Annotated in this window: 11 protein-coding genes; 9 read left to right on the top strand and 2 right to left on the bottom strand. The window is 61.7% G+C overall.

Translation table 11 applies throughout. The features are described 5' to 3' along the window. The first annotated feature begins 28 nt into the window (after positions 1-28). The 4 genes from TU81_RS20860 (at position 29) to TU81_RS20845 (ending at position 3482) form a co-directional block, all read left to right on the top strand. On the top strand, positions 29-739 hold the full coding sequence (locus tag TU81_RS20860) for an ABC transporter ATP-binding protein (RefSeq protein ID WP_038981339.1): 711 nt from the start codon (positions 29-31) through the stop codon (positions 737-739). A 1-nt stretch (position 740) separates the two neighbouring features. Beyond that, complete coding sequence (locus TU81_RS20855) at positions 741-2006, top strand: ABC transporter permease (protein ID WP_007906845.1); 1266 nt, start codon at positions 741-743, stop codon at positions 2004-2006. Between the two features lie 11 nt (positions 2007-2017). Further along, entirely contained in the window at positions 2018-2536 is a 519-nt protein-coding gene (locus TU81_RS20850) for a DUF3299 domain-containing protein (RefSeq protein WP_048396505.1), read from the top strand. Between the two features lie 247 nt (positions 2537-2783). After that, on the top strand, positions 2784-3482 hold the full coding sequence (locus TU81_RS20845; RefSeq protein ID WP_038981338.1) for an OmpW/AlkL family protein: 699 nt from the start codon (positions 2784-2786) through the stop codon (positions 3480-3482). A 249-nt stretch (positions 3483-3731) separates the two neighbouring features. Here TU81_RS20845 and TU81_RS20840 read toward each other — a convergent pair whose 3' ends face one another. Both TU81_RS20840 and TU81_RS20835 read right to left on the bottom strand, forming a co-directional pair. Beyond that, positions 3732-4661 carry an NAD-dependent epimerase/dehydratase family protein gene (locus tag TU81_RS20840; protein ID WP_038981337.1) on the bottom strand — a complete coding sequence of 310 codons (930 nt, stop codon included), beginning with the start codon at positions 4659-4661 and terminating at the stop codon, positions 3732-3734. Then, positions 4654-5538, bottom strand: coding sequence for a sugar nucleotide-binding protein (locus TU81_RS20835; protein ID WP_038981336.1), 885 nt, complete (start codon positions 5536-5538; stop codon positions 4654-4656). The genes TU81_RS20840 and TU81_RS20835 overlap by 8 nt, the downstream gene beginning before the upstream one ends. A 326-nt stretch (positions 5539-5864) precedes the next feature. Here TU81_RS20835 and TU81_RS20830 point away from each other — a divergent pair, with 326 nt between their 5' ends. From TU81_RS20830 to TU81_RS20810, 5 genes are all read left to right on the top strand, one after another. Further along, positions 5865-10190, top strand: coding sequence for an Lhr family helicase (locus tag TU81_RS20830; protein ID WP_038981335.1), 4326 nt, complete (start codon positions 5865-5867; stop codon positions 10188-10190). A 191-nt stretch (positions 10191-10381) separates the two neighbouring features. After that, complete coding sequence (locus TU81_RS20825; protein ID WP_048396427.1) at positions 10382-11308, top strand: DUF72 domain-containing protein; 927 nt, start codon at positions 10382-10384, stop codon at positions 11306-11308. After that, entirely contained in the window at positions 11305-12102 is a 798-nt protein-coding gene (locus tag TU81_RS20820) for an endonuclease/exonuclease/phosphatase family protein (protein ID WP_038981333.1), read from the top strand. Before TU81_RS20825 ends, TU81_RS20820 begins: the two co-directional genes overlap by 4 nt. After that, positions 12099-13385 carry a cardiolipin synthase ClsB gene (gene clsB, locus TU81_RS20815; RefSeq protein ID WP_048396426.1) on the top strand — a complete coding sequence of 429 codons (1287 nt, stop codon included), beginning with the start codon at positions 12099-12101 and terminating at the stop codon, positions 13383-13385. Before TU81_RS20820 ends, clsB begins: the two co-directional genes overlap by 4 nt. Next, a complete protein-coding gene (locus tag TU81_RS20810; protein ID WP_038981331.1) occupies positions 13382-14368 on the top strand; it encodes a lysylphosphatidylglycerol synthase domain-containing protein in 987 nt (328 codons plus the stop codon). Before clsB ends, TU81_RS20810 begins: the two co-directional genes overlap by 4 nt. Positions 14369-14407: the final 39 nt, after the last annotated feature.

The following is a 14407-nucleotide window of genomic DNA, read 5'->3' as shown; positions in this document are numbered from 1 at the left end:
GATCATCAGCACTCATGAAACCGGTTAAATGACCCAAGCACTCATCGAACTGTCCGACCTGGGTTTCAGCTGGCCCGGTCATCCGCCGCTGCTGAACATCCCGGCGTTTCGCCTCATGCCGGGTGAAACCCTGTTCCTCAAAGGCCCCAGCGGCAGCGGCAAGACCACCCTGCTGGGCTTGCTCGGTGGCGTGCAGAAGCCTGATCGCGGCAGCATTCGCCTGCTCGGCCAGGAGCTGACCGAACTCTCTGCCGGTGCCCGCGACCACTTCCGCGTCGATCACACCGGCTACATCTTCCAGCAGTTCAACTTGCTGCCATTTCTCTCGGTGCGCGAGAACGTCGAGCTGCCCTGCCACTTCTCCAAGCTGCGTGCCGAACGGGCGATCCAGCGCCACGGCAGTGTAGATCAGGCTGCGGCCACCCTGCTCGCCCACTTGGGCCTCAAGGATGAAAACATCCTCAGCCGCCGTGCCGATTCGCTGTCCATCGGCCAGCAGCAACGGGTCGCTGCCGCACGCGCGTTGATTGGTCAGCCGGAACTGGTGATCGCTGACGAACCAACCTCGGCGCTGGACTACGACGCCCGCGAGAACTTCATTCGTCTGCTGTTCGCCGAATGCCGCGAAGCCGGGTCGAGCCTGTTGTTTGTCAGCCATGACCAGAGCCTCGCGCCGCTGTTCGATCGCCACCTGTCGCTGGCCGATCTCAATCGCGCCGCCACCCCGTCCGAGGTCTGAGATGTATTTGTTTCGTCTAGCCATGGCCAGTCTGGCTAACCGTCGCTTCACCGCGATCCTCACCGCGTTCGCCATCGCCCTGTCGGTCTGCCTGTTGCTGGCCGTGGAGCGGGTGCGCACCGAAGCCAAGGCCAGTTTCGCCAGCACCATCAGCGGCACCGACCTGATCGTCGGCGCACGTTCCGGCTCGGTGAACCTGCTGTTGTATTCGGTGTTCCGCATCGGCAACGCCACCAACAACATCCGCTGGGACAGCTTTGAACATTTCGCCAACAACCCGAAAGTGAAGTGGGCGATTCCGATGTCCCTCGGCGATTCCCATCGCGGATATCGGGTGATGGGCACCACCGAGGCGTACTTCGAGCACTACCAGTACGGCCATCAACAGCACCTCGAACTCGCCGACGGCCGCGCTTTCGCCAGCGATCCGTTCGAAGTGGTGCTCGGCGCCGAAGTGGCCGATGCGCTGCATTACAAGCTCGGCGACAAACTGGTGCTGGCCCATGGCGTGGCGGTGATCAGCCTGGTCAAACACGACGACAAACCATTCACCGTGGTCGGCATTCTCAAACGCACCGGCACCCCGGTGGACCGCACGCTGCACATCAGCCTCGGCGGGATGGAAGCCATTCACGTCGACTGGCACAACGGCGTGCCGGCGCGCGGTAATGGCCGGATCAGTGCCGACCAAGCGCGCAACATGGACCTGACGCCGCAAGCGATCACTGCGTTCATGCTTGGTCTCAACAGCAAGATTTCGACGTTTGCGCTGCAACGGGAGATCAACGAATTCCGTGGCGAACCGATGCTGGCGATCCTGCCGGGTGTGGCATTGCAAGAGCTGTGGAGTTTGATGAGCACGGCGGAAAAAGCCTTGTTCGTCGTCTCGCTGTTCGTGGTCCTGACCGGGTTGATCGGCATGCTCACGGCGATCCTCACCAGCCTCAATGAGCGGCGCCGCGAGATGGCGATTCTGCGTTCGGTCGGCGCTCGGCCGTGGCACATCGCGACCTTGTTAGTGCTGGAAGCCTTTGCCCTGGCGTTGTCCGGAGTGATTGCCGGCGTCGCGCTGCTGTATGTGTGCATCGCCGTGGCACAAGGTTACGTGCAGGCGAATTACGGCTTGTACTTGCCCCTGGCCTGGCCGAGCGAATATGAATGGACGCTGCTCGGTGGCATCCTGATCGCCGCGCTGCTGATGGGCAGCGTGCCGGCCTGGCGCGCGTATCGCCAATCCTTGGCCGATGGCCTGTCGATCCGACTATGAGGACATTAATGATGCCCCGCGCTGTGTTTGCGCTATTGATGCTGGTTGCCCTTCCGTTGTGGGCGGCAGAGCCGAAGGACCTGACCTGGTCGGAAATGATCCCGCCGGATGCTGCGCCAGAAGTGCCGAACATGACGCCGCTGCATGACCTGTCGAAGATGAGCGACGCGTTGTCCGCAGAGTCGGCTCCAGCGGCCAGGCAGGACATGCCGAACGCGCCAGTGGTGAAGAGCCTCGACGGCAAGAATATTCGTTTGCCGGGGTACATCGTGCCGCTGGAAGTCAGTGAAGAAGGCCGCACCACGGAGTTTCTGCTGGTACCGTATTTCGGCGCCTGCATCCACGTTCCGCCTCCTCCGTCGAACCAGATCGTGCATGTCAAAAGCGAAGTCGGCGTGAAGCTTGATGAGCTGTACCAGCCTTACTGGATCGAAGGTGCGTTGCAGGTCAAGGCATCCACCAGCGAGTTGGCGGATGCCGGGTATCAGATGGAGGCGGACAAGATTTATGTGTATGAATTGCCGGAATGATCCGGCAGTTCTGTGTTGTCTGTTCAATCGCCATCGCGGGCAAGCCCGCTCCCACAGTGTTCTCTGTTGTTCACAAATATTGCATTCACAGAAGATCCCTGTGGGAGCGGGCTTGCTCGCGAAGGGGCCTTCGAAGGCTGCGCAAAAAACAGGGCCATCACTGTTTCATTGAGCTGAATCAAAAGACCGTATCAGTTGGATCCCTACCATTGGACATCGAACATTTTTAACGTCCTTTGGAGCCCCCATGCAAAAGTCATTGCTCTGCGCTTCGCTGTTCGCCCTCGCGCTCGCAGCCCCGCTCGCCCATGCTCACACCGCCGGTGACATCATCGTTCGGGCCGGTGCGATCACCGTCAACCCGGATGCCGACAGCTCCAGCGTCAAGGTCGATCAAGGCCCGCTGAAGGGCGCCGACCTGGGTGGCAAGGCCACCATGAGCAGCGACACGCAACTGGGCCTGAACTTCGCCTACATGATCACCAATAACCTGGGGATCGAATTGCTCGCGGCCTCGCCGTTCGAGCATGACGTGAAGCTCAAAGGCACCGCCCTCGGCGCGGCCAATGGCAAACTCGGTACGCTGAAACACCTGCCGCCAACCCTGAGCCTGGTCTACTACCCGCTGGACGCCAAGTCCGCGTTCCAGCCGTACATCGGCGGCGGTATCAACTACACCTGGATCTACGACGAGCACGTCGGCAGCGAAGCAGCCGCCAACGGCTTCAGCAACTTCAAGGCGGAAAACTCCTGGGGTCTGGCCTGGCAGATCGGTGCCGACTACATGCTGACCGACAACGTAATGATCAACGCCCAAGTACGTTACATCGACATCGACACCACCGCGACCGTGGAAAACAACGCCGTCGCACCGGGCACCCGGGCCAAGGTCGACGTTGATGTGGACCCGTTCATTTACATGGTTGGTTTGGGTTACAAGTTTTAAGCAATCCACCGCTGTAATGGCGAAAGCGATTCCTGTGGCGAGGGGGCTTGCCCCCGTTGGGTTGCGAAGTAACCCCCAAATCTACGAGCGCATTTCGCCTGACATACCTCATTGTCCGGATAGCGCCTGCTGCGCAGTCGAACGGGGGCAAGCCCCCTCGCCACAGGGGTCTGCATTGGCCCTGAAAGTGATATCCGACCCACAAAAAAGGCGCCTTCAAAGGCGCCTTTTTCATGGCCGTACAAAATGTCAGCGTCCCAGCAACCGCGCAAGACCAACACTCATCGGTGTCTGCTCCGGGTAGGTAAACCGCTCCAGCAAACGCCGGTTGTTCGCGCGTGAATGGCGGATGTCACCGGAGCGTGCCGGGCCGTAGCTCACGGGCGGCAGCTTGCCGACCACCGCTTCAAGGGCTGCAAGCATTTGCTTGAGGGTCGTCGCCTGATTCCAGCCAACATTCACCGCACCGACTTCGACCTGCGGTTTCTCGATGGCTTGCACCAACACGTCCACCAGGTCCTCGACGTAGACAAAATCCCGAGTCTGCTCGCCATCGCCGAACACGGTGATCGGCAAGCCTTTCTGTGCACGCTCGCTGAAAATGCTGATCACCCCGGAATACGGCGAGGACGGATCCTGGCGCGGGCCGAAGATGTTGAAGAAACGAAAAACCACCGGCTCCAGAGCATGCTGGCGACGATAGAAATCGAAGTAATGTTCGCTCGCCAACTTGTCTGCCGCGTACGGCGTCAACGGTGCCTTGGGCGTGTCTTCGTCGATCGACTCGCCTTCGCCATTGTTGCCATAGACCGCTGCGCTGGACGCGTACAGCACCCGTTTGACGCCAGTCTGACGCATGGCTTCGCAGACATTCAGCGAGCCGATGAAATTGCTCTGATGGGTCTTCACCGGGTCATCCACCGAGGCCTGCACCGAAGCCACCGCAGCCAGATGCGCTACCGCGCTGCAACCGGCCATCGCACGCGCCACCAGTGCGGCATCGGCGACGTCGCCCACGATCAGTTCGATGAGGGGATTGTCCAGCGGCAGGTTGCTGCGTTTGCCGGTGGAGAGGTCATCGAGAATGCGCACCGAGTGCCCCTTGGCGAGCAAGGCGTCGGTCAGGTGCGAGCCGATGAAACCGGCGCCGCCGGTGATTAAAACAGGGCCGTCAGCCATGGCGATAAAACCTATCCAGTAAGCCCGGGAGTGCCGCGCGCCAGGCGCGGGGCTTGATCCCGAAAGTGTGCAGAATTTTCTTGCAGGCCAGCACTGCGTGTTGCGGTTCTTCGGCGGCGTCGGGCCGCGCGGCGTGAGCCTGGGCGGTCGGCGCTTCGATGGCCAACGGGTGCAGGGCGCGTGCTTCGGTAAGGATAGCCTGCCCCAGTGCCAGCGGCGTGGTCGCCTCATGCCCGGCGTAGTGGTAAGTGCCCCATAGCGGCGCGGAGCAATCGAGTTGCTTGAGCACCGAAATGATCACCCGGGCAGCATCGTCCACCGGCGTCGGATTGCCGCGACGATCATCGGCCATCAGCAGTTCTTCAGCTTTCTCGGCCCGGTTCAGGAATCGCCCGAGGGTGCCGTCGGGGCTGTCATCGAGCAGCCAGCCGAAACGCAGCAGCACGTGCTGCGGACAGGTGGCGCGTACGCTTTGCTCGATTCGCCACAAGGCCTGACCGCGCAGGCCCAGCGGTACCGGTTCGTCTTTTTCGCTGTAAGCGGTCGCCCGGGAGCCATCGAACACGCGATAACTCGACGGTTGCAGCAGCACAATGTTGTGATGCTGGCACAACTCGGCCAGCCGCTCGATGGCTCGCTCCTGCCCGGCCAGACGCTGTTCGCTGACGGTTTCCGCCTGGAACCAGTCAAAGTAATAGGCGAGATTGATCAACGCATCCGGACGGGTATCGTCGAGCAGTTGCGTCAGGCTCGCGGCGTCCCAGCCGTCTTGCGGTGGGCGGGGGGCGAGGAAACCGATGTCTTCCTCCGCACCGAGGCGAATCAGCGCCTGCCCAAGGGCATTTCCGCCGCCCAGTAACATAAGGCGCATTCGCATAGAGTCAGCAGGCCCAGTCTGATTGGAACGATGGCTTTATCGACAGCGCCCGCAGGCGATGTCCTCAATAATTGCCGGAATCGTTGCATTTTGCGGGTTTAGTGCGCAACCGTCATCCGTAAAGTGTAGTTCCGTCGGATTGGGTTGACCCTGCTGGCCCCTTCGCGAGCAAGCCCGCTCCCACACTGGATCTCCTGTGTACTCAAATTTTGTGACCGACACTGTTTAACTGTGGGAGCGGGCTTGCTCGCGAAGGGGCCCTAAAGGCCGGCAAAGGTCGTGAGCGGTACTTGCATCTTCCCCGACTCGCCCGCATAAATCAGGACATGAATCTGCCCATCCCCACGGACGCTGCACTGGCAGGCTTTCACCCCGCCGTCAGCGCCTGGTTCAGCAACACCTTCCCAGCGGCCACCGCCGCCCAGGCCCGGGCGTGGCCGTTGATCCGCCAGCGCCGTTCGACCCTGATCGCCGCGCCCACCGGTTCCGGCAAGACCCTCACCGCGTTTCTGGCGGTGCTCGACGATCTGGTCCATCGTGGCCTGGAGAGCCCGGATGGCCTGCCGGACGAAACCCTGGTGGTCTACGTTTCGCCGCTCAAGGCGCTGTCCAACGACATCCAGATCAACCTGCAAAACCCGCTGGCCGGCATCACCGAACAGTTGCGGGTGATGGGCCTGCCCGATGTGCCAATCAGCACTGCCGTGCGCACCGGTGATACGCCGCAAAAAGAGCGTTCGGCCATGCGCAAAACCGCGCCGCACATTCTGGTGACCACCCCGGAATCCCTTTACGTGCTGCTCGGCTCCGACTCCGGCCGGCAAATGCTCGGCACCACCCACACGGTGATTGTCGACGAAATCCACGCCATTGCCGCCAGCAAACGCGGTAGCCACCTGGCCCTGAGCCTGGAGCGCTTGCAGGCACTCTGCTCCCAACCGCTGGTGCGTATCGGCCTGTCCGCCACGCAGAAACCCATTGAAGCGGTCTCGCGCTTTCTGGTCGGCCGTGATCGCGACTGCGAAATCATCGACATCGGCCACGCCCGTCCACGGGATCTCGATATAGAGGTGCCGCCCGTGCCGTTGTCGGCGGTAATGGCCAACGACGTCTGGGAACTGGTCTATGACCGACTCGCCGCCCTCGCCCGTGAACACCGGACCACGCTGATTTTCGTCAACACCCGGCGCCTGGCCGAACGCCTGAGTCGGCACTTGAGCGAACGCCTCGGCAAGGATGCGGTAGCGGCCCACCATGGCAGCCTGGCCAAAGAGTTTCGCCTGGATGCAGAACAACGGCTCAAGCGCGGCGAGCTGCAAGTGCTGATCGCCACTGCTTCGCTGGAATTGGGGATCGATATCGGCGACGTCGACCTGGTGTGCCAGATCGCTTCACCACGCTCGATTGCCGGGTTTCTGCAACGGGTTGGCCGCTCCGGGCACCAGGTCGGCGGCACGCCCAAGGGCCGGTTATTCGCCACCACCCGCGACGACCTGATCGAATGCGCCGCCCTGCTCGATTGCGTTCGCCGTGGTGAGCTCGACACGTTGCAGATCCCAGAAGCGCCGCTGGACGTGCTGGCCCAGCAGATCATCGCCGAGGTCAGCTGCCAGGAATGGCAGGAACAGGCGCTGCTGCAAATGCTGCGAAAAGCCTCGCCGTACGCCACGCTCGACGAAAAGCACTATCAGGCACTGCTGCAAATGCTCGCCGAAGGCTACAACGGGCGCCTGGGTATTCGCAGCGCTTACCTGCACCGGGACGCGGTAAGCCGCACCCTACGCGGCCGTCGAGGCGCCAAGCTGACCGCCGTGACCAGCGGCGGGACGATTCCCGACAACGCCGACTACAGCGTTCTGCTGGAGCCTCAAGGGCTGAACATCGGCAGCGTCAACGAAGACTTCGCGGTGGAAAGCATTGCCGGGGATATCTTTCAGCTGGGCAATACGTCGTATCGAATCCTGCGGGTCGAAACCGGCAAGGTCCGGGTCGAAGACGCTCAGGGGCAACCGCCGACCATTCCGTTCTGGCTCGGTGAAGCACCCGGGCGCAGTGATGAACTGTCGTTCGCGGTGGCACGCCTGCAAGCGCAACTCGATGAGCGGCTCGGTGCCACACCCGGCAACTTGCAGCCAGCCGTCGACTGGCTGACCGACACCCTCGGCCTGAACCTCGCCAGCGCCGAGCAACTGGTGGATTACCTGGCCCGGGCACGCCAGACCCTCGGCGCCTTGCCATCGCAAGACACGCTGCTGATGGAGCGGTTTTTCGACGAGTCCGGTGGTACGCAGTTGATCATCCACTCACCATTCGGCAGCCGCATCAACCGCGCCTGGGGCCTGGCCCTGCGCAAGCGTTTCTGCCGCACGTTCAACTTTGAATTGCAGGCCGCCGCCAGCGAGGACGCCATCGTGCTGTCGCTGTCCACCGGCCACAGCTTCGAGCTAGAGGACGTCTGGCGTTATCTGCACAGCAACGGTGCCGAACATACCTTGATTCAAGCAGTGCTTGAGGCCCCGCTGTTCGGCGTGCGCTGGCGCTGGAACGCAGGGGTCGCCCTGGCGCTGCCGCGCTACAGTGGCGGACGCAAAGTACCGCCGCAGATCCAGCGGATGAAAAGCGAAGACCTGATCGCCAGCGTGTTTCCCGATCAGATCGCCTGCGTGGAAAACCTCGCCGGCGAGCGTGAGATTCCCGACCATCCGCTGGTGGAACAAACCCTCGACGATTGCCTGCACGAAGCGATGGACAGCGAAGGCTGGCTGGCGTTGTTGCGGCGCATGGAACAGGGCGACATCCGCCTGATCAGCCGCGATTTGCCGGCGCCCTCGCCACTGGCGGCGGAGATTCTCAGCGCCCGCCCCTACACCTTTCTCGACGACGCGCCGCTGGAAGAGCGCCGCACTCAGGCAGTGCTCAGCCGCCGCTGGAGCGATCCGCAATCCACCGATGATCTCGGTGCGCTGGACGCCGAGGCGATTGCCGCGGTGCGTGATGAAGCCTGGCCAACGCCAACCGGCATTGATGAAATGCATGAAGCGCTGATGAGCCTGGCGTGCATCGCCGACGCCGAGGCCCAGGCCAACCCGAATTGGCTCGATTGGCTGAATGCCTTGGCCGACAGTGGCCGGGCCAGCCGTTTGCAGATCAACGCCGAGCAATCGCTGTGGTTGGCGCTGGAACGACTGACCTGCCTGCGAGCGATTTATCCACAAGCCATATTGGTTCCACCGTTGGAGGCATTGCCCGGTTTCGATGAAACCTGGGAGCCGGACGAAGCAGTGCTGGAACTGATTCGTGCACGGCTCAGCGCGTTTGGTCCGTTGCCGCTAAAGGCGATTGCCGAGCCGCTTGGATTACCGGCGATTCAAGTCACTCAGGCTTTGGCGCAACTGGAGCGCGAAGGCTATGTACTGCGCGGGCAATTCACCCCGGGCGCCCGTGAAGAAGAATGGTGCGAACGGCATCTGCTGGCGCGGATTCATCGGTATACGGTCAAGCGTCTGCGACGGGAAATCGAGCCGGTGGCGTTGCAGGATTTCATGCGATTCCTGTTCGACTGGCAGCATCTCTCCGCCGCAAGCCAAGGCCAGGGCCGCGCGGTGTTACCGGCGATCATCAGCCAGTTCGAAGGCTACCCCGCCGCCGCGTCAGCGTGGGACAGCGACATTCTGCCGGCGCGTCTCAAAGACTATTCGGCGAGTTGGCTGGATGAGTTGTGCCGCAGCGGCAAACTGGTCTGGACCCGTCTGACCGCGCGCAACAAGAGCGCCAGCACGGCATTGCGCAGCACGCCGATTCTATTGCTGCCGCGCAGTCAGGTCGGGTTGTGGAGCGGCTTGACCGAGCAGACGCCAGTCAGCGAACTGTCGCCCAAAACACAAAAAGTCCATGAAGCGCTCAGTCAGCACGGCGCACTGTTTTTCGATGAGCTGATTCATGAAGCCCATCTGCTGCGCTCGGAACTGGAAATCGCCTTGCAGGAACTGGTCGGTGCCGGGCTGGTTAACGCCGACAGCTTCGCCGGCTTGCGCGCGCTGATTACCCCGGCCAGCAAACGCCAGAATCGCAGCAGCCGACGTGGGCGCGGAGCGTTTGTCGGCGGCATGGACGATGCCGGACGCTGGGCGTTGCTGCGCCGCGGTGCTGCCGCCCCAGTTGTGGATAAGCAACGACCGGCGCCCACACCCAGCGAATCCCTGGAACACATCGCCATGACCTTGCTGCGCCGTTACGGCGTGGTGTTCTGGCGCTTGCTGGAGCGTGAGGCGGACTGGTTGCCGAGTTGGCGGGAATTGCTGCGCACGTTCCATCGGCTCGAGGCCCGGGGCGAGATTCGTGGCGGGCGGTTTGTCAGTGGTCTGGCGGGGGAGCAATTTGCGTTACCCGAGGCGATTCCATTGCTGCGCGAAGTCAGGCGGCGACCGCATGATGGAAGTCTGATCGCGGTGTGCGGGGTGGATCCGCTGAACCTTGCCGGCACCTTGTTGCCAGGCGCGAAAGTGCCGGCGCTGGCGAGCAATCGACTGGTGTATCGCGACGGTTTACCGGCCGCCGCCGAGATCGCCGGCAAGCAGCAGTTCTGGCTGGAGCTGGATCAGCAGGCCAGTACCGAACTACGCAATAAGCTGACTCGCCATAGTTCTCTGTAGGAGCGAGGCTTGCCCGCGAAGGGAGCGCCGCGATGCATCAGCAGAACCGCGTCTTCGTTCTTCGCGGGCAAGCCTCGCTCCTACAGGGGGTGTGGCGATCTTCTTGCTTTTACCGTCCGTAGCCCCATCGAAACTTTCTCGCACACCCGGCAGTCATCAAAAGACAGGGCTGTCCGAGGACGGGAGGCGACATGGCGGCGATTCATATTGGTATTTCAGGCTGGCGCTACACGCCTTGGCGGGGGGAGTTCTACCCGAAGGGGCTGACCCAGAAGCGCGAATTGCAATTCGCTTCTCGGGCAGTGAACAGCATCGAAATAAATGGATCGTTTTACGCCCTGCAACGGCCCGAACGTTATGCCCAGTGGTACGACGAAACCCCGGCGGGCTTCGTCTTCAGCGTCAAGGCTCCGCGTTTTATCACCCATATCAAGCGCTTGCGGGACATTCATAAACCGCTGGCGAATTTCTTTGCCTCCGGGGTGCTGGAGCTCAAGGAAAAACTCGGCCCGATCCTCTGGCAATTTCCGCCCAACTTCAAATTCGACCCGGAATTGTTCGAAAGCTTTCTCGAACAATTACCCCACGACACGGAACAGGCCGCCGCCCTCGCACGCCAACATGAGCCGCGCTTGAACGGTCACGCCAGCATGAAAGCCTACGGCAAAAAACCGCTGCGCCATGCCGTGGAAATTCGCCACGAAAGCTTTGTCGATCCCGCCTTCGTCCGGCTGCTCAAACGCTACAACACCGCGCTGGTCATCGCTGACACCGCCGGGAAATGGCCGTATCGCGAAGACCTCACCAGTGATTTCGTCTATCTGCGTCTGCACGGTGCCGAAGAGCTCTACGCCAGCGGTTACACCCCACAAGCGCTGCAACGCTGGGGCGACCGGATCGAGGCCTGGTATCACGGACAGCAACCGGCGGATCCGCAATTGATCGCGCCCCGGCAAAAAACCAAGACACGCAAGTCTCGGGAAGTGTTCTGCTATTTCGATAACGACATCAAGGTCCGGGCGCCCTTCGATGCCCGCCGCTTGCTTGAGCGTTTGCATCTCGACAAAGACCTTGCCACCGCCCCCGGTGAGCCAGCTGCCGAAGGAGTGCTGCCATGAGCGTTCCCGAACCGGTCGGCACAACGGATGAACAGCAACCCATTATCAGCGCCGTGAGCCGTTTCACCGTGCTGACGGTCAACACCCACAAGGGTTTCACCGCGCTCAACCGGCGCTTCATCCTGCCCGAGTTGCGTGAGGCGGTGCGCAGTGTGTCCGCCGACGTGGTGTTTCTGCAGGAAGTCCATGGCACCCACGAGCATCACCCCCAGCGCTACAACAATTGGCCAGCGATGCCCCAGTACGAGTTTCTGGCCGATACCCTGTGGCCGCAATTTGCCTATGGGCGCAACGCGGTTTATCCGGCGGGCGATCACGGCAATGCGCTGTTGTCGAAGTTCCAGATCATCCGCCACGACAACCTCGACGTTTCCATCCACGGCCATGAGAACCGTGGAATCCTGCATTGCGTGCTGCGGATGCCCGGCGATGGTCGGGAAGTGCATGCCATTTGCGTCCATCTGGGGCTTCGCGAAAGTCACCGGACGGCACAACTCAAGCTGCTGAGCCAACGCATGGAAGAGTTGCCGCAGGATGCCCCGGTGGTGGTCGCTGGCGACTTCAACGACTGGCGCCTGCGCGCCGATGCACTGCTCAAGCCCTGCGGTTTGCGTGAGGTGTTCGCCGAGCTGCATGGCAAACCAGCGCGCAGTTTCCCGGCGCGTCTGCCGGCGTTGCGCCTGGACCGCATCTACGTGCGCAACCTCAAGGCCAGCCATCCGCAAGTACTGGCGGCACGGCCCTGGTCACACCTTTCTGACCATGCACCGCTATCGGTGGAGATCGAGCTATGACCGGCCCATTGATGGAAAAAACCACGATCGAACACGTCTCCGCGCCTCCGCCCGTGCGTGAGCCGGCGGTCGTTAACGTCGAATACGGTTGGCACGGTAACAACCGGGTCCAATTGCTGGAGAACGGTGAGGAATACTTTCCACGGGTGTTTGAAGCGCTGCGCCAGGCCCAGAGTGAAATCCTGCTGGAGACTTTCATTGTGTTCGAGGACAAGGTCGGCAATGAGCTGCAAAAAATCCTGATTGAAGCGGCTCACCGGGGTGTGCGCATCACCGTCAACCTCGACGGTTTTGGCTGTGGCGAATTGAGTACGGAGTTCCTCGCCGCCCTGAGCAATGCCGGTGTGCGCCTGCAAATATTCGACCCCGCCCCGCGTCACTTTGGCATTCGCACCAACTGGTTCCGCCGCCTGCACCGCAAGATTGTGGTGGTCGACGGGACGATTGCGTTCCTCGGCGGAATCAACTTTTCCGCCGACCATTTGGCCGACTTCGGCCCCGAGGCCAAACAGGATTATTCGGTTGAAGTACAAGGCCCGGCGGTGGCCGATATCCATCATTTCGCCTTGCTGCAAAGCGGCCGCCCGGCCCGGGCCAAATATTGGTGGCAGCGCCGCAGACAGCGGCGCGCGGAACTGGCGGTCAGCGATCATGATGGTCAGGTCCGGCTGGTGTATCGCGACAATGGCGAACACCCGGGCGATATCGAAGAGGTGTACTTGCAGGTCGTGCGCGGTGCCCGGCATCGCGTGGTGATCGCCAACGCCTACTTCTTTCCAGGCTATCGGCTGCTGCGGGAGATCCGCAACGCGGCGCGTCGAGGGGTCGAGGTGCGCCTGATTCTTCAGGGCCAGCCGGATTTGCGGGTGGCCAGGCTCGCCGCGCGCATGACCTACGATTATCTGCTGCGGGCCGGCGTAGCGATTTACGAATATTGCGACCGGCCCCTGCATGGCAAAGTCGCCCTGGTTGACGAGGACTGGAGCACCGTAGGCTCAAGCAACCTCGACCCGCTGAGCCTGTCGCTGAACCTGGAGGCCAACGTGTTGATCCGCGACCGCGCCTTCAACCGCGATCTGTTCGAGCGTCTCGACGAGTTGAGCAGCAACCACTGCAAGGTCATGTCGGCGGACAAGGCGCCTCGCGGGCGGATCTGGCACATGACTGTCGGCTTTCTGGTGTTTCACTTCCTGCGGCATTTCCCGGCGTGGGCTGGTTGGCTGCCGGCGCATAAACCGCGCCTGAAACCCTTCATCCATCCGACTGGGAGCGATAAGGCATGAGGCATTCTGATGCGCAGCCTGCCCCTCACTCCGACACGCCGCGAAAATCCCACTGGCACCGCTGGAAAAAGCCTCTGACGATGCTGTTTTTTCTGGCGTTGATCGTGCTGTTCACGATGCTTGCCCAGCGCATCGAATGGGGCGAAGTGTTCGATACCCTCGCCGATTTCAAAGTGCGCACACTGATCATCGCGTCCGGACTGACGTTGATGAGTTTTCTGGTGTACGCCTGTTTCGACCTGATCGGTCGCACCTATATCCGACAGGACCTGACCTGGCGGCAGATCCTGCCGGTGGGCATCATCAGCTATGCCTTCAACCTTAACCTGAGCGCCTGGGTCGGCGGAGTCGCGATGCGTTATCGGCTGTATTCACGGCTCGGCGTGAGCAAAAGCAACATCGCGAAGATTCTCGGGCTGAGCCTGGCGACCAACTGGTTCGGCTACATGGTGATTGCCGGCACCGTGTTCAGCAGCGGACTGGTGAGGATGCCGCCAGGCTGGAAACTGAGCAGCGGTGCCCTGCAAGGCGTGGGCGTGTTATTGCTGCTGTTGAGCGCGGGGTATCTGGCGGCCTGTCGGTTTTCCAGGCGGCGGGAATGGTCGATTCGTGGCGTTGAAATCAACCTGCCGTCAATGCACATGGCCGTCCTGCAACTGGCCCTCGGCGCGCTGAACTGGTCGCTGATGGCGGCGGTGATCTTCACTCTGTTGCCGAGCAAGCTGGACTATCCGCTGGTGCTTGGCGTGTTGCTGATCAGCGCGATCGCCGGGGTCATCACCCACATTCCGGCCGGGCTTGGGGTGCTGGAGGCAGTGTTCGTGGCGCTGCTGCAACACGAGGCTTCGCGGGGAAGTCTGGTGGCGGGGTTGCTCGCTTATCGGGCGATCTATTTCCTCCTGCCGCTACTGATTACCGTGGTGATGTACCTGGTGGTGGAAGCCAAGGCCAAGTCGTTGCGGATTTCGAAAAAACCGGGGTGAGTGGTGTTCGCAATGACGCCTTCGCGGGCAAGCCTCGCT

The organism is Pseudomonas lini (assembly GCF_001042905.1).
GTDB lineage: Bacteria > Pseudomonadota > Gammaproteobacteria > Pseudomonadales > Pseudomonadaceae > Aquipseudomonas > Aquipseudomonas lini.
Note: the sequence above shows the minus strand (reverse complement) of the source record. Positions and strands in the feature narration are given on the sequence as shown.

Excerpts from the sequence above, each read along its gene's own strand:
- TU81_RS20860 (WP_038981339.1), top strand. The coding sequence starts at position 29 with ATGACCCAAGCACTCATCGAACTGTCCGACCTGGGTTTCAGCTGGCCC.
- TU81_RS20855 (WP_007906845.1), top strand. The coding sequence starts at position 741 with ATGTATTTGTTTCGTCTAGCCATGGCCAGTCTGGCTAACCGTCGCTTC.
- TU81_RS20850 (WP_048396505.1), top strand. The coding sequence starts at position 2,018 with ATGCCCCGCGCTGTGTTTGCGCTATTGATGCTGGTTGCCCTTCCGTTG.
- TU81_RS20845 (WP_038981338.1), top strand. The coding sequence starts at position 2,784 with ATGCAAAAGTCATTGCTCTGCGCTTCGCTGTTCGCCCTCGCGCTCGCA.
- TU81_RS20840 (WP_038981337.1), bottom strand. The coding sequence starts at position 4,661 with ATGGCTGACGGCCCTGTTTTAATCACCGGCGGCGCCGGTTTCATCGGC.
- TU81_RS20835 (WP_038981336.1), bottom strand. The coding sequence starts at position 5,538 with ATGCGAATGCGCCTTATGTTACTGGGCGGCGGAAATGCCCTTGGGCAG.
- TU81_RS20830 (WP_038981335.1), top strand. The coding sequence starts at position 5,865 with ATGAATCTGCCCATCCCCACGGACGCTGCACTGGCAGGCTTTCACCCC.
- TU81_RS20825 (WP_048396427.1), top strand. The coding sequence starts at position 10,382 with ATGGCGGCGATTCATATTGGTATTTCAGGCTGGCGCTACACGCCTTGG.
- TU81_RS20820 (WP_038981333.1), top strand. The coding sequence starts at position 11,305 with ATGAGCGTTCCCGAACCGGTCGGCACAACGGATGAACAGCAACCCATT.
- clsB (WP_048396426.1), top strand. The coding sequence starts at position 12,099 with ATGACCGGCCCATTGATGGAAAAAACCACGATCGAACACGTCTCCGCG.
- TU81_RS20810 (WP_038981331.1), top strand. The coding sequence starts at position 13,382 with ATGAGGCATTCTGATGCGCAGCCTGCCCCTCACTCCGACACGCCGCGA.